A 22913-nucleotide genomic window follows, 5' to 3' on the forward strand; every position below is an offset into this window, starting at 1 on the left:
TGCACCGTGCACGACATCGGGGCATCGAGTAATCATCACGTCACGCAGAGGTGAAGGCTATCGCCATACTTACACTGACGATGCAAGGTCGCAGCAGGCGGTTCAGGCACCACCGTGGGTGGACCTCGGACAGCGAGCCGCATCAACCGACAGCGGCACCTGCGGCAACCGACTCACTCCACCAGATGCCGCAGCTGCTCGACCATCACCGCCGTGGGGCACCGGTAGCCCGCGCAAACCGATGACGGTTTCGCCCACACCTGCCGGTGATCGCAATCGGCGACGTCCTGTGATCGATGAAGCCGTCCGACGGCTAATTGGGAGACTTGCGGTCACGCTGGATGTTGCTACAAGGGAACCAACGAGAGTGTCCGCGGGCACAAGGGCACGAACTCGACCAGGCAATAGGTTGACCGGTGCGAGGGCGCCGCTAGGCGGTCGTCAGCGGCGGTCACCGTTCTGCTTGGTGGGCCTCGGCGGTGATCTTTCCGATCAGGTGGCGGGACTGGTCGTGGTCCAGGGCCACCGCGTCCAGCCCGTTCCAGATCTCCTCGTACGCGGCCACCTCCGGTTCCCGGTCGAGGTAGAGCGCGCCGGTCAACAACTCGCGGTAGACCACCGGCGGATCCGGCTCGGCGCGGTTGCCGGGCGGGAAGTCGAGCAGCATGAACGGGCCTGCGATGGCGGCCCGGTGCACCCCGACGGCGAGCGGCACCACCCGCAGCGACACCTGCGGCAGCCGACTCGCCTCGACCAGGTGCCGAAGCTGCTCGACCATCACCGCCGGGTCGCTGACGGTACGCAGCAGCACCGCCTCGGCGAGCATCACCTCAAGCTGGGGTGCCGCCGGCAGCCGCCGTCGCAGCACCTCCTGCCGCCGCAGCCGTACCTCGATCAGCTTTTCCCGGTCTGCCTCGGTGAGGTCGGGCCGTCGCCGGCAGACGGCTGTCGCGTACTCCCGGGTTTGTAGCAGCACGGGGATCATCCCGTCGGCGTGCTCGCGGAGCCGGCGGGCGTCGGCGGCCAGGCTGACGTACGGTTCGCACCAGCGGGGCAGCGGATCGCCGTACGCATGCCACCAGCCCTTCGCCCGCGTCTGGCCGGCGAGGGTGACAAGCGCGGCGGCCAGCTCGGGCCGCGCAGCGTACCGCTGGCACATGGCCCGCACGTCGCTGCGGCTCACCGCGGACCGGCCCGCCTCGATCCGCCAGAGCCGCTGCCGGCTGAACTGCAACGCCTCCGCCGCGCCGTCCACCGTCATCCCCGCCTCGGTGCGCAACTGCCGCAGCACCCGCCCGAGGTGCCGACGCGGCACCGACGATCCGGTGTCCTCAGCCATCGCCGCGCCGCCCCGCACCCGGCACACTCCCCCGACACCGCCCGGACGGCAGCGGGTCGTAACGCCCCGCCCGCTGGTTCCGCGCCACCCCCACCCGCCGCACGACCCGCGCCTCCCCCACCGCGCCGTCGCCCCGCGAGGCCCCAGACGCATCGGGTACGCCCTCCAGCGCGCCAGCCCGCCGCCAGCGCCCCGACCCGTCCCCGTCCGGTACGCCCCGTCCCACCAGGTCAGCCCCCGCCCACCCCGGCCACAAGAACCACTTCCACCGCCGACTCATGGCCCCTCCCCTTCCTCGACAACCCAAGAGAGTGAACAGGTGATCAGCATACACGCTCACATGCACCTGCACAGTGCATCCGCTCAGAGAGCATGTGTTCAGTTCGGGTGCTCCTAGCGTTGATCCCGTGGGGAAGCTTCGGCTGGTAGCGAGCCAAGAGGTGCAGGACATGCTTGGCGTCTCCCGCACGCGCGCCTACCAGATCACCAACTCGAAGTCGTTTCCCGATCCGGTGGCCGTCCTGTCAGTCGGACGCATCTGGCGGACAGAAGACGTGGAACGGTGGATCAGGGATCACCGGCCGGACCTCCACGACACGGAGGCCTAACCTACCGGCGGGATCTGACCAGTTGCACGCAAACACCCAGCCCTATCCTTGCGGAATTTAGCTTCCCAGCGCTCGCGGCAATGCTTCAACCCCAAAGGGTCTGAATTAGTCAGAGCCATTTGGCAGGCGGATGCCCCGGACTGCAGTCGCTCAACGACATCATCGCGATGGCTTAGGACCCGCATCAAGACGTCGATTACAGGAAACCAAGCTACTGGACTCCCCGTCACCACGTATGCGACGGCCAGCAGCCCAGAGCGGGCACTCTACCGATGGCGCACGACGCTCCACCCCCCATCTGCCCGCAAACGACAGGTAGGTTGGGCACAAAATCGCCGTAGCTTAATGGTGATCCTGAAGCTCTCGATGGAGGAATTCGATAAACGCTTTGAAGTCTGCTGGCTGGCGGGCGGAAACATACGCACGACAGGCTTCGGCGACAACCACCGCCTTGCTAACGGCAACCTTCGCTGCCACCACATCCGGAAAGTAATGATGCCCGTCAGCTGTAGCCAAGAGGTCCGGCAAGTCTATTAAGTAGGGATGCTTTCTGAAATACGCAACTACGGCAGAATCAAGGAAAACCTCCTCTTCGGGAGGCCGCACCCCTGGAAGACGGAACATCCCTTCAGCTGAGTAAATCCTCTCAGGCATATCGCCATCGCAAATGCCCACCGTACGCGCTCTCGCTTGCCGAAGAACTCGAACTGCAGAAGGGATCTGCTGACCGCCACCGATTTTTAGGTAGTTCAATCCCGCAAGCAGATGCGGATCGCAAAGCCGAACAATCTCTGTAGTCAGGCATGCCGCAAAGTCGTCCTCGACGCATACGGTGGGTCTACCATGGTGCCGCTCAGACAAGTAGGAATCTACCTGATAGGTGCTCAATCCTGTCGTGGCGGTTAGAAATCCGTCCGGGCTGCGGCCCAAGTACACAACAGATTCACGGTGCAACTCGCCGAGAATAGCTGAGCTATGAGTCGTCAAAATGATCTGATGGCGACGCCTGTAGGAGACATCGACAAGGTAGCGAGCCAGCCTACGTTGCGCGTCCCCGTGCAGCGCAGTCTCCGGCTCTTCCAAAACAAATAGGCTCCGCTGGGGAGCATTCTCCATTTCACTGACCATGTAGAGAACGCGCGCCTCTCCGAACCCCATATGGTTCTCTGAATACCTTCGCCCCCCAGCATCCGCCGTTGCAAGGCGAGCTGTCCGCGGCCCATGAATGACCTCGGCAAAATTGAGCTCGGTATAGGAAATGCCAAGGATTCGACCGATATGCCGCATGGCCTCTGAGGACAGGGGGACAACGGCCCCGACAGTCAGGCTGCGCGCTGCGTATACCGAGAAGTCCCTACGCTCAACTTTGGGGATAAACCAATTGAGCCCAATGTAGTACGAGGACCGTTCGGGCTGCCTCTTGTAGCCCGACCATTCCACCTTCGCCCGCGAAACCGTCACCTGCCGAGCGCCAACCCCTTTAGGATCGCTATAACTATAAATAGCATGGGCATCGTCGGCAAAAGGCTTCGGATCCAAGGCAGAAACGGGGAAATAGTCCTTCACGTAATAGCGCCACCGGCCGGGCGGCCTACGATAAGCACAGGTTGCGAGTTGAGCAATCGTACTTTTGCCCGTGCCGTTTAAGCCAGAGAGCGCAGTAACAGGGGATTTAAGACTTAATGTCAAATCAGCCACGCCTCGGAATCCTCGAATTTCAAGGGACGTCAGTACCGCACCGAAGTTCCTATACTGATTATCACCAGAAAACATCCGGCTAATAGCACGCCTCTTGTCGTCGAAGCTACCACTCACAAGGCAATCCTATCAATCTCAATCGCCGACAACTGCATCAACTGATTGCGGCTTACGTTTCGCCTTCGCCTCTCCTGACGCCCCGCTTGTAGAGTTGGCGCACTTGCACCTAACGAATGCCGCAGGATTAGGGCACCGTTCAGACCTTGGTCGAGATTCTCCGCACGCGCAGCTAGGCGTGGAAGAAGCCGGCCTACCGCCTTCTTTGCCGTTGGTCAGAAACTTTTCGCCAGAACCTCCGGACGATAGCAATACGGACTACTGCCAGCGCGGCGTACCCCACGAACTGCGCGAGCTATAGGGGTGCCGGCCTGCGCCAATCGCATGCTGAAGCCGCTTGCTGAACACAGCATGCGCTTGCTGATACTCCTCCTCCCGGTCGGCCTTGAAAAACGGTGCCGTGTATCCTTCCGGCACCTGACTTCGATCCGGATCCTCCAGATGCGCCATCAACTTCCCATAATGATCCTTGGTCTGACCATAACCCCACTGATTGAAGTTCGCCGCAATCCGCTTACCTTTTGCGTCGAACCACATTGCCGACTCATAGTCGACCAGTTGCGGAAATCGAGCCCGATAAAGTGCGACCAGTTGTCTAAGATCTATTCCCAACCAAACGGCGACCAACGCATCTATTTCTACTAGCGCAGCTCGCCTTTCACGGTCAGTACGCAATGGACTTGTCGCACTCCAGACGTCTCTCACTGCCCCAAGCGGTTGCAATCCCGACCATGAGCAGGCCCAGCGTTCATTACGCCACTCAGAGTCGTACAACTCTGACCACAGAGGGGAATACTCCTCGACTAGGCAATTCAGACGCATGGCACGCACAAGCAGCGCCTGCCCCAGCGGGTGCGGCAGAGCGGGGATCGGCATAGCTTTGGCATCTGCGGCATCGAGGTGGCCGCGACCGCCAATTCTCAGCGCGTAATCCAATGGTAGAGCGGCCCAGAAGCCAGCAATTAGGGCGGTTGTTGCGTTATCTTGACAAGCCAGCGTTCGTATGCCATGGACATGCATCGGTCCTGGCGGCAAAAGAGCGGCAAATAGGCTACGCTCCGTCGATGCCGGAACCATCTCACGCCACGCAAGGCGAAAATACTCGGATTCCCGACGGGTGCCCCAGATGGCCTGCGCTTGACGAAACACTTCCGCGTTCGTGGCTCTCACGTAGTCCGTTGCCTGCACTGCGTCGCGCGGTAGTTGCGTCAAATCGACCGGTTTATGGGTGTGCGAGGTTTCCGGTGGCTTTTTTGCGAACGGCGTCGCAACCGAGATCTGCGGTCCGCGCAAAATCACTTCATTCCAAGTTTCGGGACGTGAAAGCTTCTGGCGAATGATGCCGGCTTTCTTTGCTCCTGATTCATGTAGTCCTGCACTGATCCAAGGATCAAGCTCGCCCAGCCGGTAAGGCCAGTTAGCTAAGGCGGCAATAGCGTCCTGCTCTAGGCTTGAAACGGGATAAAGTAGCCGAGGAACTCTGCCTTCTCGATTCGCCTCCGGTTGTAACCGATCCCACTCCAATAATCTTTCGGCGTCGACATGCACGATCCTCGCATGATGTGGGCGCAGATCCCAATACCCTCGATACTTCAAACCGGGAGGCTCACCGTCGCCAACATGGTCTAGCGATGACACAAGGGTGACAGGATCAAATAGCCAGCTTACGTGAGTGAACCCTACCTCACCCGAGGTCCCATACACGTGCAAGCCGAACTGCTTATTCCAGTCAATCTCGGGAAAGATTAGTCGGCGATTCTGAAAATGGGCATGAAGGAGGAGGCGACGGTAGGTTTCACCACGAAGGTTACTTTCTAAGGATCCCGTAAGATGGCTATCAGGATGGAGCAGTCCCGCCACACCATTCGGCCGAAGCTGTGCCCACACCCGACACATAAAGGCTCGGTATAGGTCGGGCTGAGTTCCAGCAAGCAGCGGATAGGTCGAAACTCCACCTAAGTAGGAAACCACTCCGCCATTTACCGTCAACTCGTTCATGAAATCCCAACGTGCGACCGACTCAGCCAGCTGGGCTGACTTTCGTCGGTCTCTTAGTTCATTAGATGCCTGCTCAAACAGCATGAACCAAGGCTCATGCTCCGCGAGCACAGCATCTTGCCTCCAGACCGGACGAACCCATGGCGGATTCCCAACCTGAAGATCAAATCCACCTACACCGAACGCTTGCGCGAATGTCAACTCCCAGTGAAAAAAGCCTTGTTCCGCAGCGATATGGCTGGCGGTGAGGAGCCAGGGGAAGCGGTCGGAGAGGGTCCAGGGAGAGTCGACGCCGATGACTCCGTCGAGTCTCTGCTCAAAGTCGCTCATCTCGGCAAGGCTGGTGAGCTTACGGCCGTAGAAGGCTTCGGTGGCCTCGTCCACGTCTTTGCGGCCGATGAGGGCTTCGGCGAAGGTTAGCCAGTCGTCCAGGTTGGTCAGGGGGACCTGCTGGCGGAGTTGTTCGGCGACGGTCATTCGGCGGGCGCCGCCGGTCGGCTTGGTCGGTAGTTTCATCTGCTGCGGCTGGACGTTGCCGAAGAGGTCTGCGGCCTCGTAGGCGGGCGGTTCGTCGTACGCTGGCTCGTCTTTGACGTGGGTGACCTGGACGGGCGCGGCCGGGTACGCGTCGGTGTCGGAGCCGTCGAGCAGGCCGACCTTGTCCAGCGGCCAGAACCAGAGGGCGCACCAGACGTCCATCAGGGTCTTGAGTCGCCAGTACGGGGTGCCGGGCGCGGTCAGGTCGGCGAGGATGCGGTCGCGGGGCACCGCCTCGGTGACCGGCGGCAGGTCGTCGGCACCCCAGACGGGGATGTCGCGGCGGATCTCCCGCTCGGAGATGGCGAGCCGCTGCTGCACCAGGCCCCACAGGAACTCGACCCGGCGACCCAGCGCCTGCAAGCGTTTGACCTGGGAGTTTTTGCCCTTGGCGGACGGGGTGCGCTTCATCGCCGTACGCCAAGCCTTCAACCGCGCGGTTTCGGCCGGCGCCAGTTCGCGGGCCTCCTTCTCCCCCGCTACCGCGCCCCAGCCGTCGGCGGGGAGCAGGAAGTGGTGGATGGTGTCCGGGTCGATCGGGCCGTCGCGGAACGGTTTTTCCTGTGGGGCGGTGGTGAGCCAGGACTTGTCGGCGAGTTGCTTTGCGTCGTAGGTCTTGCGTCCGCAGCCGATGAGGGAGTTGCCGCGTCGCAGGTGCAGGCCGAACCAGGGGGCCTGGAGGCCGGCGTGCATGACGTTGAGCCACAGAGAGACCTCGGCCAGCTCGACCGCCATGGAGTTCAGGTCGACGCCGTAGCAGTTGTGCAGGGCGATGTACGCCTTCACCCGCTGGAGTTCGAGGTGATACTGCTCCGGGTCGAGGGTGGTGTCGAGTTCCTTCTGGCGGCGGCGTAGGTATTCGGCGGCGACCTGGTTGATGGCCTCGTTGAGGAACGCGCCGGAGCCGAGCGCCGGCTCGCAGATCGTCCAGTCCAGCAGCTCACGGGCGGGCGTGATCGTGTCGTCCTGGTCGAGGCGGTACTTCAGGGCGAGTTGGACGGTGACCTCGGTAAGCGACTGCGGGGTGTAGTAGGAGGCGCTGGTCTGCCGGTCCCGGCCGGCGAGCCGGTAGACGAACTGGCCGGGGTCGTAGCTGACCCGGCTACGCACGCCCGTGTAGGCGTTCTCGCGGTAGACGAAGACGTTGTCGTCGTACTCGTCGGCCTTGGAGGCGGGGATCATCCACGAGCCGTCCTTCGGGTCGCCGTTCTTGGCGACCTCGTAGAGCTGCTCGGTGGCGACGAAACCGGTGTACGACATCAGGCCCTCGTAGACCGCGCCGAGCTGGTTGATGCCGAGCTGGGCGTACGAGATGAAGCCGCCGCGCCGCCGCTTGCCGCCCTTGGTGAGCATCAGGCGGCGCAGCACCTCGTAGAGGACCTTGTTGCGCAGCCGGGTGTCGATGGTCGGGGCGTCCGGGTCGTCCTCGTCGCTGCCGGGGGCGGGGATGAGCTGGCCGATCAGGTGAGTCTTCTCGGGCAGGAAGAGGTCCGACTTCATCGGCTCGAAGCGCAGGCCCTCCCCCTCGCTGGCGTTCTGCGCGATCTCGGTGCCGCCGCGTTGGTTGTGGCCGTCGTTGACCATGCGGAACAGCAGGTCGAGCGACTCGTAGAGGTGGGTGCCGTCCTCGGCCGACGATGGCAGGCGGCGGGAGACCAGGTCGCCGATGCGGGCCAGGCTGTAGCCCTCGACGTACTGCGGGTCGTTGACCGGCAGCACGCCCAGCTCGGGTCGGGCCTCGGCGTAGAGCAGGAAGAGGATCCGGTAGAGGTAGCGCAGCGCCTCGCGGCCGAGTTCCTTGGCCAGCTCGTCAAGCATCATCACCTGATCCGGCTGGTAGCCGGCGGCGCGGATGCGGTCCAGCACCTCGTTGGCGATGAGTTCGACGGAGACCTTCAGGCCCTCGCGCAGTTCGCCGGAGACACCCACGGCGTGCTGGCGGGAACCGGCGACCAGGTCGGCGAGGGGTTCGGTGCCGCCCTCGGCGGGCGGGCGCAGCGAGTCGGCGCCGAAGAGGGCGGCGACGACGTCGTACTCCCGGTCGTCGTTTCGGGCGTACGCGGTGTCCAGGCTGACGGCCAGGTAGCGGCCCTCGCCCCAGGCGGCCCGGTCGGCGAGGGTGACCACTGCACCGCTGAGGATCAGCACGTAGCGGGGTGGCCGCTCGGCGGCGAACAGCCACGAGGCGAGTTTCGCGCCGGTGGTGATTGTTTCGTTGCCGGGCAGGGTCACCGGGTCGAGCAGCCGGCCCGCGCCGTCCGGGTCCTGGGCGGCCTCGGTGTCGACGGCCCAGCCGCAGTCCAACGCGACGATGCCGTGCGCGGTGCCCAGTTCGGCGTACGCGACGGTGATCTCCTGTTCGTGGCCGGCGCGTTCGACGGTGATGATCTGCCGGGGTCGTTCGTCGGTGAGGGCGGCCGGACTCGGCGCGAAGCCGAGCGCCTCCAGCAGCTGCTGGTGCAGCTTGCGGAGCCGTTCCGGGTCGAAGAACTCCTCGTCGGCCAGCTCGGTCTTCGCGTCGAAGTAGGGCCGGCGCATGCTCCGCAGGCCGGTACGCGGGGTTTGCTCGCCGGACTTCTCGGCCTTGATCCAGCCCTTGACCAGGTCGCTGTTCTTGAGGGTGGTGGGCAGGATCTCGGCGAGATAGTGCGCGGAAAGGTACTCGCCGCGGTTGGTAAGCGACTCGAAGCTCATGCTTGCACTCCGTGCTCAGGGGAGGATTCCGCGGCGGGGACGAGGACGGCGAGGACGCGGAGCAGCGGTTCGCCGTCGGTTTCCAGGCGGTCGAGCAGGTCGTGCTGCTCGGCGACGGTGGCATCGACGCGCTGGCGGCGGCGTTCGCGGTGCGCGCCGGGCAGCTCGTCGAGAAGGCTGGCCTGCTGGAAGGCGGTCAGGCGTTCCCGGTGGCGGCGCAGCGGTTCGGCGTTTGCGGCGTCGAACTCGGCGCGCTTGCCTGCCAGGTGGTCGCGGGCGGCGGCCACCGCCTTAGCCAGCAGCTCGCTCAGCGGGGCGGTGTCGATGGCCTCGGCCCGGTTGACCATGTCGGGGCCGACGCCGGCCGCGCGCAGCACCTCGTCCATCGGCGCGATTGTCGGCTCGGCGGGCAGGCCGGCCACGGCCATCCACTGCACCACAGTCGGTTGGCCGAGCCGGTTGGCGTAGACGCCCTGGATCAGGAAGGTCGGGCTGGTCACGTCGGCGGTGAGCACCGGGGCCTGCTGGCGGCCCAGCCGGATCAGCACCTTGTCGACAAGCCAGTCGACCATCGGATGCACGTCGCTGAGGAAGGCGATCTCCGGCCACATCGGAGTTTTGCTCTGCCGGGCCTGGTCGAGCTTGCGTTGGGCCAGCGGACGGTCGAAGGTCACCTTCAGCCGCAACTGCTCGCCCTCGCGGTGGGCGCGCAGGTAGGAGCGCGGCAGGTCGGTGAGCCGGTGCACCAGGTCGTCGGGGGCGAGGAAGGTAAGCAGCTCGTCCTCGCGGCGCAGGTCGATGCGGTCCTCGGGCCGGTCGTCGTAGATCTCGTGCAGGGCGGCGTCGACGAAGTCCCGGGTGGAGTCGAAGAGCTTCGGCACGCGCGCCTGCGGCAGTTCGGCGGCGACCGGGGCGGAGCCGACATCGCCGAAAAGGTCGGCCATCACGTCGATCTCGGCGTGCGCGTCCGCGTACGACTGGTCGACGGTCTTGCCGTGCAGCAGGTCGCGGACCAGGCGGTCCTCCTCGGCCTTCGCGTCGTAGAGGCCGGTCGCGGCCTCCACGCTGCCGAGGGTGCGGTGCGCGACCGCCTCCCGGTCGAGCAGCTTCTCCGAGACCGTACGGTCGTCCTTGGCGTCCTCGCGGGCGGAGGTGAGGATCAGCGCGCGGAACTGCGGCTGGTGGCGCTGCCCGTAGCGGTCGATGCGGCCGTTGCGCTGCTCGATCCGGATCAGGCTCCACGGGATGTCGTAGTGGATCAGGTGGTGGCACTGCTGGTGCAGGTTGACGCCCTCGGAGGCCACGTCGCCGGTGAAGAGCAGCCGCACGCCGCTGCCGGCCAACTCGAACTCCTGGAGGACCTTCTGTTCGTCGGAGTCGGCCACGCCGCCGTGCAGCACCCGCACGGCGTCCGGCTTGAGCCCGAGCAGGGCGGGGACGGTCTCGGCGAGCCACTTGATCGTCGGTACCCGCTCGGAGAAGACCACCGCCCGGATGTCGCTGCCCTTGCCGACGCCGATCCGCTTCAGCTCCTCGACCAGGTGGCGCAGCTTGCTTGAGTCAGCGTCGGTCATCGCCGAGGTCAGCTCCGCGAGCCGGTCCAGCGCCGCACGTTCGGTGCCGGTGGCCTTCTTGCTCCGGTTGGTCACCGTCTCGTGCAGCGCGCGGTGCGAGGAGAGAAAAGACTTCAACAAGGTGTACGGGAAGAGCCGGTGCTGACCGGTGACCGCCTCGTCGCTCCACTTGCCGGCCAGCCACACGTCGGTCAGCTCGTCGAAGATCTGCTCCTCGATCTCGCCGGCCGGGCAGTGGATGGCCTGCGACGGGCCACGGTCGGCCCAGCGGTCGCCGATCTGGTCGCGTACCTCGGGGCTGATCTTCGTACGCCGCAGGTAGAGGTGCGCGATGTCGCTGGCCTGGTAGTCCTTCGGGTTGGCGATGGCGGCCGGGTCGAGCAGCGAGATGAGCTGCGCGAAGGACTCCTTGTCGCCATTGTGCGGGGTGGCGCTGGCCAGCAGCAGCGCGTCGGTCTTCGCGGCCAGCCGGCGGGCCAACTCGTTGCGCTTGGTGCCCTTGTTGATCAGGTTGTGTGACTCGTCGATGACCACCGCGTCCCAGGTGGTGGCGTCGAGGTGGTGGCCGAACTGGCCGGCGTCCTTGAGTGTGTCGACGGAGATGATGGCCCGCTTGAAGTGGGTGAACGGGTTACGCCCGGCCGGGATCTCCTGCTGGATGCGCTGAATGCCGGTGGAGTCGAGACGCACCAGCGGGATGGCGAACCGGGTCCACAGCTCCCGCTGGAACTGCTCCAGCACCTGCTGCGGTGAGACCACGAGGATGCGGTCCCCCCGGCCCCGGCGGATCAGCTCGGCGAGGATCAGCCCGATCTCCAGGGTTTTGCCCAGGCCGACCACGTCGGCGAGCAGGATGCGTGGGCGCAGGCCGGCCAGGGCCAGCTCGACCGGGCGCTGCTGGTACGTCAGCGGATCGAGCAGGAACCGGTCGGTCAACGCCAGACCGCGTTCGGTACGCGGCAGGGGCGTACGCCGCAGCACCGCCTCCAAAAAGAGTCGACTCTGCCGGAAGCGGGAGGAGGTGTCCCGGACGAGTGTGGTCTCCTCGGGACGCATCGGCTGGATGCCCCGGTCGAGTTCGGTGAAGAAGGTCGCCTCGACGTCCTGGACGAACTCGGAGACACCCACCGCCTTGATCATGGTGCCGTCCGCGGTGCCGGTCTTGACGCTGCGTACCAGCCACTCCTCGTCGCGGACGACAATGCGGGAGCCCGGCGCGAAGGTCGCGCCCTGGGGGGTGGTCATCGGTGGTGCGGCCTTCCTACAGGGTGGCTCGGCGGGCGTACTGGTGGCGCAGCTTCTCGACCAGCCAGGTCACGTCGACCGGCGGGGCGCTCCCGGGCCGCTCGGAGGCGACCTTCGTGGGTGCCGGTTCCGCGACGGTGCTCGTCCCCCCTTCGAGGGTGTAGCCCTGGTCGGTCACCGGCGGAGCCTCGGGGTCCTGCTTCGGGTCCTGGAGGTCCGGCGGGACCAGCAACTCCGTCGCGCTGTCGTAGGTGCGCGCGGCGACCTCCTGCCGCAGGGCATGCACGTTCCCGCCGCCGGACGCGGTGGCCACGGCCAGCAACCGGGCCTGGATGTCGGCGAGCGCGGGCCGGGCGGTCGGGTCGAAGGCGAGCATCGCGCCGAGCAGCTGCACCAGTTCGGCCGGTACGCCGGAGAGATCGGGCAGGTCGCTCGGCTCGGTGATCCGCAGCAGCAGGTTCCATGAGTTGGCCGGTGGATAGAGGTGGTGCCCGGTCAGCGCGAAGACCAGGACGGCGGCCAGCCCGTAGACGTCCACCGCAGGAATCAGCTTCCGCTCGCCGCGAACCTGTTCGGGTGACATGTAGGCGGGGGTGCCGACCATGGCGCCCGGTGCGGTCAGGTAGTCGCTGCGGTCGATGAGCACCGCCAGACCGAAGTCGATAAGCTTCGGGCCGTCCGGGCCGAGGATGATGTTCTGCGGCTTGAGATCGCGGTGCAGCAGCCCGGCCTGGTGCACCTTGCCCAGCCCTTCGGCGAGCATGGCACCGGCCATCGCGGCCAGCGGCAGTGGCAGCGGGCCCTGGGCGTCGACGTGCTGGCGCAGGGTGGCACCGGGGACGTACTCGACCGCCAGCCAGGCCGGGTCGCCGGTGGCGTCGGCGTCCTCAAGGCGCGCGACCCGGGAGCCGAAGACCAGCTTGAGGCTCTCCACCTCGGCGGCGAACCGGTCCCGGATCGTCGGTGTCTCGATCAGGTTCTTCCTGATCACCTTGAGCGCGACGCGCTGGGCGATCGGCGACACCGCGAAGAAGACCTCACCCATGCCACCGGCGCCGAGCGGCTTGACCAACGTGTAGCCGCCGATGCTGCCCAGCGTCATCCGGTCCCCTCCACAATGGCCCCTGCCCCCGAAGCATGCCTCTGGTCGCCGCGCTCGGGCCGCACGAACGCATGACCGTACAGCGCTGGGCCATCGAGAGCTACCGTCCCTTTGGCGCGTTACGGCACCCTGTCGGACCACAGTCGACAGTTTGATCTGCCTCTTACCGGTGCGGATCCGCTGAGACCACCGGGAGCGCCAAATCACCGTCGGATATCCGACCGAATGTGAGCTGTGTCAGCTGTTCCAGAACATGAGGTCGCGCGCCTGCCGCGAACACGCCGCCAACTCCGGCACCTCGCGGGCCGGGACGACGTAGTCGCGTTCGCGGATGAGGGTCAGGAACTGCTCGGGCACCGTGACCCGATGGCGACGTACGTAATAGGCGAAGTCCTTACGCCACAGCCAGTCGCCGTCGGTCAACACCGTCGCCCCGTTGAGCACCTGCTGGCCGGCGTCGAACGGGTCATCGGCGACGTCCATCACGTCGATGAGGACGTAGCCCGAGTTCAGATAGCCGACCACCTGGGCGAGGTCGGGCAGCTCCGCGTCGGCGACGCTGTCGAAGATGCTCGGCTGCGGATCGGTGGAACGCACCGGCCCGAACTCGACGAACATTCCCGCCGTCCGCAACTGACCGCTCTCCATTACCGCCCACTCTTCGGATAGAAGGTCTTCCACTCGCCGTCACCCCGGATCACCGGAGTCTGCCCAACCGGACCATACCGGTCCACGCCGACCGCGTCCGTGGGCGCGGTGACCGGTACGCCGAGGGCGTCGGCGACCTGCTGTGCCGCCGGTGGCACGCCGGCTTCGGGGTTCACGGCCCCGGTGTGGCAGGCCACCAGCCGGACCGGCCCGCCGTCGTAGTGCGGGTTGGTGCGGATCGCGTCGGCGATCTGCTGCGGGTGGGTGTAGCCGGAGGGATGGTCTCCACCGTCGGCACCCAACAGGCCGGGACGGAACATGCCGTTGCGTTCACCGTGCACCACCACGTCATGGTGGCCGGTGATCGGGCCCACCAAGTCGAAGTTGTTCATCGTCGCGCTGTCGTAGCCGATCGCGGTGCTGGTCGAACGGTGATAGACCGGATCTCCGGCCAGCAGTTGCGCGTCCGGCGGTGGCGGTGGCTGCGGATGTGCGGTCGGGTCGCTCCAGTCCGACCGGCGCCCCATCGGGTCCAGCTCCGGCCCTCCGCGCGGCGCGGCACTCCCATCGGGCGGTGCGCTGCCGGGCGGAGCGGTGGGATCGGTGCGGGCGGCTCGGTGCAGCAGGCGATTCAGCTCGTCGATCAGATCATCCAACCGCCGGAGCAGCGGCACCAGGCGGCGCAAGCTGTTGATCAGGGCACTGACCAGCTTGCCGATGCGTGCCGCCCACTTGGCGACCAGGCTGCTCACCTGGGAGATGACCAGCGGAGTGGCCGCGCCCAGCGTGGCTCCGGTCTCGGCCAGCCAGAGCGGCAGCCTGACCGCCAGCACGGACACGAAATCCGCGATCAGGTCCCGGACCAGCTCGCGGGTAAGCGCCACCAGGAGGCCAGCGCCCTCCACCAGCGAGGCGATACCGCTGGCGGCCCGAGCGATGCCGTCCATCGCCCGGATCTGACCGGTCAGGTGTGCCTGGTACGCCCGCGCCGACGCGCCCTCCCAGCCGACCAGTTGCGTAATCATCGCCGTTTGCAGGTCGGCCGCCGTACTGGTGCTCTCCGCCGCGATGTTGCGCCAGGTCTGCGCGTACGCGGTGATCTGGTCGGGGTCGCCGGCCAGCCAGTCCAGCGCGTCCGACAACGGCTTCACGTGTTCCAGCAGCCAGCCGACACCCCAGCTCACCAGCGAGCCGAGTGGGTCGAGCACGGTGGCCAGCGCGTCCAAGGAGGTGGAAACGCCACCGATCGTGGTGTCGATCCAACTGCCCGACTCGATGCCGGCCACCGTGTCAGCGATCTCCTCGACCAGCCCGAGCCCCGAGTACCAGCGGGTCGAGTCGATGCGCGGCGCCACCAGGTGGTTGGCAGCCACGCCGGTCACAGCGGCAGTTCCAACCGGCCGGAAGCACGGACCCGGCGCGCGTTGCCCTGATCGGTCGACTCGGTGGTGGCGGCGACCGTCCGCAGACTGGTCGCCGTCTCCCGCAGGGCCGTCGCGGCTTCGTCGAGCGCGGTCACCGCCCGCTCTCCCACCGGATCGATCAGCCGGGGTAGGAAGGCACAGATCTGCCCATACGCCTGTGTGCCCAGCTGCACCTGCGCCGCCGCGCTACGGGCGGTCGTTATCCGGTCGGCGGCCTCATCCACTGCTGTGGCGTGTCGATCCAATGCGGTGATCGGCATCTGCATTTGCGGATCACCAGCCATTGTCGGTCTCTCGCCGATGCCGGTTCGTCGGTTCCTCGGGCGGCTCGGGGAATCGGCGGGCAAACGAGTCGACCATCGCCTGCCCGGCCTCCGAGTCGGTGCCGACAGTGTCCCGGACCGCTGCCGTCACCTGCGCGGTAAGACCGGCTTGTGCCCGGGCGATCGTCGTCATGACCAGGTCGGCAAGGTCGACGCCCCGCATCCGTTGCACCCGATCGTCGAAGCTCAGGTCGGTCAGTGCGCCGGAGGCGGCGACCGTGACGCGCACCGCGCCGTTTGCCCCGGTGGCCGTGGCAGTCAGGCCCGCGACCCGGTCGGACAGCTCGGCGGCTGCCTGTGCCCGTGTCGAGACCTGCGCCGTCCACGAGTGCAGCCACTCCTGCGCCTCGTCCGGGCTCCGACCAAGCATCACACCCCCGACGTCTATGATCCACCGACGCTGTCACTCACCGTCGATGCGGCAGTGACTGCTCCACAGTGCACCACATTCGCGGCCTCGCCGGGCACCCGGATCTGGTGGGGCCGATTGGCGGTCACTCCACCCGCTGAGACGGGCGGTCCCGCGCGTCCCCAGCGAGTCGGGGCCGATGGAAGATTCATACTCCGCTAGGCTCCGAAGTATGAGTCGGCGTGTGACGATCTCCGTGCCAGATGACGTGGCGGAACAGCTGGACGCGCTCCCGGCCCGTCAGGTGTCCGCGTACGTCACCGAGGCGCTGCGCCGCCGCCGGGTATCGGACGATATGCGGGCTGCGCTGCGGGCCGCCGGGCACGGCGAGTTCCCGTACGACCCCGCCGGGGCGGCCCAGCGACTCGCCGCCCACCAGGTCACGCCGGAGGTTCGTGAGGCGGCCGTCGCCCGGGTCGCCGGGCTGTTGGGCCGGTCGGCCGAGGAGCTGCGCTCGGAGCTGAACGACGCCTCGGCGGCATGAGCCGGGCCTACTGGGTGCTCGACACCGGCGCGCTGCTGGCGTACGTGCAGGGGGTGCCGGCCGTCGGTGAGGCGCTGGTCGCGGTGGCCGACGTCGAGGGAACGGTGACGGTGCCGCTGGCCTGCCTGTTGGAGGCGTACAGCCGGCTCGACCCGACCGAGCATGAGCTGCTGCGGATGCTGCGCCGGAACCCGGCCGTGGTCACCGTCGTGCCCACCCTGAATCTCGACGACGGCGACGAGGCACCGACCATTGGCGGCCTGGCCCGGCACACCGGTCGGCTCGGCTCCGCGCACGCCGCCTGGCTGGCGATGGTCAACCAGGCGGGCGTGGTGACCTCCCACCCGGACCAGATTCGGACGGTGCTCGGCGACGGCTGGGAGATCCTGGAGGTCTGAGGTCAGCCTGCTCCTCCGGCGGGCCGGATGGTGCCTCGGGCCAAACCGTCGGCGGTGAGTTTCCCGGCCAGGAACCACGGGTCGAGGATCGCCGGGTTGGGCGCAGCAGGTGGCTCTCCCACCGGTCAGCAATTGTCCTTCCGGCCGCTCGGGCTGGGGCGTGACCTGTGGCATCAGCGCCGGCGTCGAAGGCGGGCCCAACTCCTCGGCGAGCGTGTCGATCTCCGGCAGCAGTGGTGCCAGGTGGGAGTCGGTCGGCCGGCGAGGGCGTTGACCGCGTTGCCGGGCCAGCAGCAGCGCCCCCACGGCGGTCCTTCCGGGCTGAACCCACCCCTGGACTCGATCAAAATCCTCTGGCCTCTCCGAGATCTTGGTCCGCGAGCGCCCCCATCGGGGCCGTTCCCGACCAAGATCCAGCGGCAGTGCCGAGCGGCTCGCCGGTGGCCGCACGGCTGGCACAGATTTTCTGATCCCCCTGCGGATCTTGGTACGAATCCGCCCCTCGCGGCGCTCTTACCAGTAGCCGCCACCAACTCAGGAAGGAGGCATCCGATGAAGTCGCATCTCGTCCCCTGCCCGGGCGGGGAGGTCGTCCCGGACCGGATCGTGACGCGCCGGTACGTGCAGGCGCGGCTGGCCGAGCTGCCGTCGCGGCCGGAGGACGTCGACGCCCGGCTGCGCGGCCTGCTGGAGATCTACGAGGACCTGAACGCGGGCGGCCATCCGGAGCCGTTGACGCTGTTGGCCGGGGTGCTGGGCATCCCGGCGGAGGTGCTGGTCATACACCTGCGTGCGGCCGGGCGCAGGTGAGTGGAAGAGCACTTCTCACCGTCCGGAAACTGGTAGCTTGACCAGGTAGGAGCCATATTCACATTCCCTCCGAGTTCGGAGGTGGTGATGGTGTCGGACCCGATCGGGCTGGCGCGGACGGGACGCAGGCCGAAGCTCGGCCTGCCGGCAGCGCTGGCGGTCGCCGTGCTGGCCGGTGCCGGTCCGGTCCCGGCTGCCGGCGCCACCCCTGTCGCGCCAACCCCGGCGGCGTACGCGCAGCCCTGCGCCACCGAGCCGGCAGCGATGCCGGAGGGTGCCGAGCCGGCAGCGATGCCGGAGGGTGCCGAGCCGGCAGCGATGCCGGAGGGTGCCGAGCCGGCGGTGGTCACCTCGGGTGACCAGGTGTGGAGCTTCGTCTCCGAGCCGGAGTTGCAGCCGATGCGGGTGAACGTCACCGCGCATCGGGCCGGTGCCGCGGCCGGTCGGATCTTCGTCGCCCCCTACAGCAGGTCAAAGCTGGTCGGCCAGACCGGGGCGCTGATCCTCGACGACGGCGGGCAGCCGGTCTGGTTCCGGCCGCTGCCCTCGGCGAGTCTGCACAACGCCGACTTCAAGGTGCAGACCTGGCACGATCCGGCGACCGGGACGACGCAGCCGGTGCTGACCTGGTGGCAGGGCAGCCTGGCGACCGGGCCGACGAAGCGTACGGCGGGTGGCTGCTTCTATCTGATGGATTCGCGGTACCGGCTGCGGCAGACGGTCACCGCACACCACGGCTTCCACGCCGAACCGTACGACTTCCAGCTCACCGAGCGGGGCACGGCGCTGTTCCTGGCGTCCCGGGCCGAGCCGGCGGACCTGCGGCCGTACGGCGGGCCGGCCGAGGGCACCATCGTCAACAGCGAGGTGCAGGAGGTCGACCTGGCAACCGGTGAGCTGGTCTTCTCCTGGAACGTCCGGGAGCACGTCGACCCGGCCGAGTCGCGGGTGCCCGCCTCGGCAGCCTGGCACACCGACGGGGTATGGGACGCGTACCACCTGAATTCGGTCGACGAGGGGCCGGACGGGCAGCTGCTGATCTCGCTCCGGAACACCTGGACGGTCTACGCCGTCGAGCGGGTCGGCGGGCAGATCCAGTGGCGGCTCGGCGGCGACCACAGCGATTTCACCCTCGGCCCGGATGCGGACTTCTCCTGGCCGCACGACGTCCGGTTCCGGCCGGACGACCAGATCAGCCTCTTCGACGGCGGCTGCTGCGCCGAGCCGATCGGCGCCCGCGCGCCGCAGCCGGGCGGCGTACCTGGGCCGCAGGTGGGTGGGGCGCCCGGCCCGCAGCTCGGTGGCGTACCTGGGCCGCAGGTCGGCGGCGGGCCGGTGCGGCAGCCGCACGGTCTGGTGCTGCGCCTGGACGTCGTGCACGGCACCGCGACGATGGAGCGGACGTACTTCCACAAGCCGGGATTGTCGTCACCCGGCCAGGGCAACGTGCAGGCGTTGCCGAACGGCAACGAGTTCGTCGGGTGGGGACAGCACCCCTACTACGCGGAGTACGCCGTCGAGGGCAACACCGTCGGCGACGGCTGGCGGAACCTGCGCTATGCCGCCCGGATGCCCGGCGGGAACGTCTCCTACCGGGTGTTCCGCAGCGAGTGGACCGGCACCCCGGAGCAGCCGCCCAGCCTGGCGCTGCGGCAGGACGGGTCGCAGCAGGTCGCCTACGCCTCGTGGAACGGTTCGACGGAGACCCGGGCCTGGCAACTGCTCGCCGGCCCCGATCCGGATTCCCTCGCGGTGGTGGTCGAACACGCCATGCGGACCGGGTTCGAGACGGCGGTCGGCACGGCCGACCCTGGCCCGTACTTCCAGGTGCGGGCCCTGGACGGGGCCCGCGCGGTGCTCTCCACCTCGGCCGTCGTCCGGCTCGGCGACTAGCTCTCGAACCCGGCCACGCCGGGCTCCGCGACTGGCTCCCGGCCCCGCCCGTCGTTCGGCTCGAACCCGGCCACGCCCGGCTCGACGACGTTCTCGGCCCTGGCGGCCCGGCCGCCCTCAGGTCAGTTACCTGACCTGAGGGCGGTTTTTCCTGTGTGGACACCGCTTTCGCTGTAGCGAAAGAAAGTTTGAACCGATCGGGCTGAAAGCCATAGACACATCGACATCGATTTTGTTAACTTCAGCCCGGATGTTACGTCGAGGTGAACCGAGACGGGGACGATCGCCTCGACCGTGACCTCCCCCCGCCCCATTCACCCCCGTCCCCCCTGCCTGAAATCCGGTGCCCGCGTCAGCCGACGGCGGGCGGACCCGTGCTGCCCCCGGCACCGGCGGAAGGAGAACCCCCACCAGACGTCCCCGACCTGCCCCGACCAGATCCTCACCAGAAGGAGAGGCAGTTGAAGAGACGACTCGCGCTCACCGTGGCTGGCCTGACGACCATCGCGCTCGTCGCCCCGCCCGCCACCTCGATGGCCGCGCCCACCAGGCCGACGGCCGCCGCAGAAACGACAAGCCCTCCCCCGGACCTGAACTTCCAGAAGGTCACCCTCAACGACCGCCCGGGCGAACCGATGGACCTCGCCGTGCTGCCCGACGGTCGGGTGCTGCACGTGACCCGTGCCGGCAACGTCTGGCTGCACAACCCCGCCACCGGCCGCAACACCATCGCCGCCAGCCTCGACGTGTACCAGCACGACGAGGAGGGCCTCCAGAACGTCGCGATCGACCCCGGCTTCGGCAAGGGCGGCAACAACTGGGTCTACCTGTACTACTCGCCCCCGATGGACACGCCGGTCGATGATCCGTCCACTCCGGACGTCAACGAGGGCGACGCGCCGGCCTGGGGCACCGAGGAGGACTTCGCGCCCTTCCGTGGAGTGCTCCGGCTGTCCCGGTTCCGCCTGGTCAAGGACACTCTGGACCTGCGTACCGAGCAGCAGATCATCGATGTGCCGGTCGACCGGGGCATCTGCTGCCACGTCGGCGGAGACATCGTCTTCGACGCCAAGGGCAACCTGTACCTGTCCACCGGCGACGACACCAACCCGTTCGAATCCGGCGGCTACGCGCCGATCGACGAGCGCGCCGGCCGCAACCCGGCGTACGACGCCCAGCGCAGCTCGGCCAACACCAACGACCTGCGCGGCAAGATCCTGCGGATCAAGGTCGGCGCCAAGGGTGGCTACACCATCCCGAGCGGCAACCTGTTCACGAAGGGGACCCCGGGCACCCGGCCGGAGATCTACCTGATGGGCCTGCGCAACCCGTTCCGGATCGAGGTCAACCGCGACAACGGCCAGCTGTACGTCGGCGACTACTCGCCGGACGCCCGCCAGCCCGACCCGGCACGCGGTCCGGCCGGGCAGGGCAAGTGGTTCGTCGCCCGCAAGCCCGGCAACCACGGCTGGCCGTACTGCATCGGCCCGAACCAGCCGTACATCGACTACGACTTCGCCACCGGCCAGTCGGGGCAGCCCTTCGACTGCGCGGCACCGGTCAACGACTCGCCGCACAACACCGGCCTGCGTCAGCTTCCGCCAGTCGAGCAGGCCGAAGTCTCCTACGGCTACCCCCTTTCCCCGCAGTTCCCGGAGTTGGGCACCGGCGGCATCGGGCCGATGGCCGGTCCGGCGTACAAGTTCGACCGCTCGACCACGCGGGGCCGTACGCCGTCCGGCTGGCCGGCGTACTACGCGGGCAAGCCGCTGTTCTACGAGTGGACCCGGGACTACGTCAAGGCGTTCCAGCTGGACCGGCGCGGCAACCTCAGCGGGATCGAGTCGGTGCTTCCCTCGGTCGTCTTCGACAACCCGATGGACCTGGAATTCGGCCCGGACGGCGCGCTCTACGTGCTGGAGTACGGCGACGGCTACTTCAGCGAGAACCCGGAAGCCCAGCTCGCCCGGATCGACTACATCGGCTGGGACGGCAACCACAGCCCGCTGCCTCAGGTCTCGGCCACGGTGACCAACGGGGTCACCCCGTTGACCGTGGAGTTCTCCAGCGCGGGCAGCACCGACCCGGACGGTGACCGGCTGCGGTACGAGTGGTACCTCGACGACGACAACAAGGTCGACTCGCGGGCCGCGAACCCGACCTTCACGTACCGCAAGAACGGCAGCTACGACGCCACGCTGAAGGTGACCGACAAGCGTGGCCGCTCGGCGTCGGCGTCGGTGCGGGTCGTGGTCGGCAACGCCGCGCCGGTGGTGGAGCTGGTCGCGCCGGTGCCGGGCCAGCCGTTCAGCTTCGGCGACACCGTCCGGTACGAGGTACAGGTCACCGACGACCAGCCGGTGGACTGTGCCCGGGTCAGCGTGACCTACATCCTCGGTCACGACGACCACGGCCACCCGCAGACCACCGCCAACGGGTGCACCGGCTCCATACTGACCACCGTGCCGTCCGGTCACGACCCGGCCACCGACAACCTGTCCGCTGTCTTCGTCGCGTCCTACACCGACCCCGGTGGCGACGGCCTGCCCGCCCTGACCGGGACGGACGAGGTCGTGATCGTGCCGAGCCGGTAGACCAGGAGAGGAGTCATCATGTGTTACGGCTACGACGGGATGGCCGCGTTACGGCGATCCGTCACTGATCGACGGGGCCTGCTGCGCGGTTCACTTGCGGTCGCCGCCGGTGTCGGGCTCGCCTCGTCGGGGCTCGGCGCGGGTGCCGCGGTGGCCGGCGACCCCGGGCACACCGGCCGGCGGCGGGTTCCGCCGGGGTTGATCAGCATCCAGCTCTGGACGGTCCGCGACGCGCTGAACGGTGAGCCGGGGTACGACGCCACGCTGCGGCATCTCGCCCGGATCGGCTACCCCAGGGTGGAACTGGCGCTCGGCTACTTCGGGCGCAGCGCCGCCCAGCTGCGCCGGTTCCTGGACAGCATCGGGATCAAGGCCAGCTCCAGCCACGACGGGATCAGCGCCGACCCGGCCGCGCTGCGCCAGAAGATCCAGAACGCGGTGGTGCTGGGCCAGAAGTTCATTGTGGTGCCGTACCTGTACTCGGAGAACGCCGACGACTGGAAGCGCTGGGCGGAGCAGATGAACACCGAGGCCGCCGCGGCGGCCCGGGCCGGCCTGCGCTACGGCTACCACAACCACGCCCACGAGTTCACCATCGACCTCGGCAACGGCCGGCGCCCCTGGGACATCCTCACCGCCGAGCTCGATCCCAAGCTGGTCCACCTGGAGATCGACCTCTACTGGGCGGTCACCGGCGGCATCGAGTCCGGCGACGGGGTGGCCGACCCCGAGGGCTTCACCCTGGACGTCATCCGCTGTGCGCCGCAGCGGGTCCTCCAGTACCACGTCAAGGACCGGCACGCGGCCGACGGCGACATGGCGGACCTGGGCACCGGCATGATCGATTTCGGCCGGATCTTCCGTCAGCACTCGGTGCTGGAGTACATCGTGGAAAACGACACTCCCGACGTGACGCCCCAGCGTACGGCCGAGGTCGGCTACCGCTACCTGCACAAGCTGCGGTACTGACCGGGTAGCGGCACAACGCCGGGGTCGGCCACGGGGCCGACCCCGGCGT

The 22913-nt window shown here is 67.4% G+C and carries 16 protein-coding genes; 7 read left to right on the top strand and 9 right to left on the bottom strand.

Annotated elements, in window-relative coordinates; translation table 11 throughout:
- Nucleotides 1-451: 451 nt before the first annotated feature.
- The gene (locus QQG74_RS17335; RefSeq protein WP_341715811.1) at nt 452-1339 is read right to left on the bottom strand and encodes a helix-turn-helix transcriptional regulator; all 888 of its coding nucleotides are present in this window, start codon (nt 1337-1339) and stop codon (nt 452-454) included.
- A gap of 407 nt (nt 1340-1746) precedes the next feature.
- On the opposite strand from QQG74_RS17335, the gene QQG74_RS17340 reads away from it, so the two are divergent.
- A complete protein-coding gene (locus QQG74_RS17340; protein WP_341715812.1) occupies nt 1747-1947 on the top strand; it encodes an AlpA family phage regulatory protein in 201 nt (66 codons plus the stop codon).
- Between the two features lie 342 nt (nt 1948-2289).
- Here the strand turns inward: QQG74_RS17340 and QQG74_RS17345 are convergent, their stop codons facing one another.
- The 8 genes from QQG74_RS17345 to QQG74_RS17380 form a co-directional block, all read right to left on the bottom strand.
- On the bottom strand, nt 2290-3762 hold the full coding sequence (locus QQG74_RS17345) for an AAA family ATPase (protein ID WP_341715813.1): 1473 nt from the start codon (nt 3760-3762) through the stop codon (nt 2290-2292).
- Nucleotides 3763-4020: 258 nt separating this feature from the next.
- The gene (locus tag QQG74_RS17350; protein ID WP_341715814.1) at nt 4021-8991 is read right to left on the bottom strand and encodes a class I SAM-dependent DNA methyltransferase; all 4971 of its coding nucleotides are present in this window, start codon (nt 8989-8991) and stop codon (nt 4021-4023) included.
- Nucleotides 8988-11810, bottom strand: a complete 2823-nt coding sequence (locus tag QQG74_RS17355) for an SNF2-related protein (RefSeq protein WP_341715815.1) — start codon at nt 11808-11810, stop codon at nt 8988-8990. The genes QQG74_RS17350 and QQG74_RS17355 overlap by 4 nt, the downstream gene beginning before the upstream one ends.
- 16 nt (nt 11811-11826) lie before the next feature.
- Nucleotides 11827-12912 carry a serine/threonine-protein kinase gene (locus QQG74_RS17360; RefSeq protein WP_341715816.1) on the bottom strand — a complete coding sequence of 362 codons (1086 nt, stop codon included), beginning with the start codon at nt 12910-12912 and terminating at the stop codon, nt 11827-11829.
- A 237-nt stretch (nt 12913-13149) separates the two neighbouring features.
- Entirely contained in the window at nt 13150-13560 is a 411-nt protein-coding gene (locus QQG74_RS17365; protein WP_341715817.1) for a hypothetical protein, read from the bottom strand.
- Nucleotides 13560-14942 carry a WXG100 family type VII secretion target gene (locus tag QQG74_RS17370; protein ID WP_341715818.1) on the bottom strand — a complete coding sequence of 461 codons (1383 nt, stop codon included), beginning with the start codon at nt 14940-14942 and terminating at the stop codon, nt 13560-13562. Before QQG74_RS17370 ends, QQG74_RS17365 begins: the two co-directional genes overlap by 1 nt.
- Complete coding sequence (locus tag QQG74_RS17375; RefSeq protein WP_341715819.1) at nt 14939-15250, bottom strand: type VII secretion target; 312 nt, start codon at nt 15248-15250, stop codon at nt 14939-14941. Before QQG74_RS17375 ends, QQG74_RS17370 begins: the two co-directional genes overlap by 4 nt.
- Nucleotides 15251-15257: 7 nt before the next feature.
- The gene (locus QQG74_RS17380) at nt 15258-15677 is read right to left on the bottom strand and encodes a YbaB/EbfC family nucleoid-associated protein (protein ID WP_341721263.1); all 420 of its coding nucleotides are present in this window, start codon (nt 15675-15677) and stop codon (nt 15258-15260) included.
- 211 nt (nt 15678-15888) lie between these two features.
- Between QQG74_RS17380 and QQG74_RS17385 the strand changes: the two genes are divergently transcribed.
- The 6 genes from QQG74_RS17385 to QQG74_RS17410 all read left to right on the top strand — a co-directional run bounded on the left by QQG74_RS17385 (nt 15889) and on the right by QQG74_RS17410 (nt 22864).
- Complete coding sequence (locus QQG74_RS17385) at nt 15889-16200, top strand: hypothetical protein (protein WP_341715820.1); 312 nt, start codon at nt 15889-15891, stop codon at nt 16198-16200.
- Nucleotides 16197-16598: a hypothetical protein gene (locus QQG74_RS17390; RefSeq protein ID WP_341715821.1), complete on the top strand. Its 402-nt coding sequence runs from the start codon at nt 16197-16199 to the stop codon at nt 16596-16598. The genes QQG74_RS17385 and QQG74_RS17390 overlap by 4 nt, the downstream gene beginning before the upstream one ends.
- A 552-nt stretch (nt 16599-17150) precedes the next feature.
- Nucleotides 17151-17408, top strand: a complete 258-nt coding sequence (locus QQG74_RS17395) for a hypothetical protein (protein ID WP_341715822.1) — start codon at nt 17151-17153, stop codon at nt 17406-17408.
- A gap of 87 nt (nt 17409-17495) precedes the next feature.
- The gene (locus QQG74_RS17400) at nt 17496-19301 is read left to right on the top strand and encodes an arylsulfotransferase family protein (protein ID WP_341715823.1); all 1806 of its coding nucleotides are present in this window, start codon (nt 17496-17498) and stop codon (nt 19299-19301) included.
- A gap of 461 nt (nt 19302-19762) precedes the next feature.
- Nucleotides 19763-21895: a PQQ-dependent sugar dehydrogenase gene (locus QQG74_RS17405; protein WP_341715824.1), complete on the top strand. Its 2133-nt coding sequence runs from the start codon at nt 19763-19765 to the stop codon at nt 21893-21895.
- An 18-nt stretch (nt 21896-21913) separates the two neighbouring features.
- The gene (locus QQG74_RS17410) at nt 21914-22864 is read left to right on the top strand and encodes a sugar phosphate isomerase/epimerase (protein WP_341715825.1); all 951 of its coding nucleotides are present in this window, start codon (nt 21914-21916) and stop codon (nt 22862-22864) included.
- The last annotated feature ends 49 nt before the right edge of the window (nt 22865-22913 follow it).

This window comes from Micromonospora sp. FIMYZ51 (genome assembly GCF_038246755.1).
Lineage (GTDB): Bacteria > Actinomycetota > Actinomycetes > Mycobacteriales > Micromonosporaceae > Micromonospora.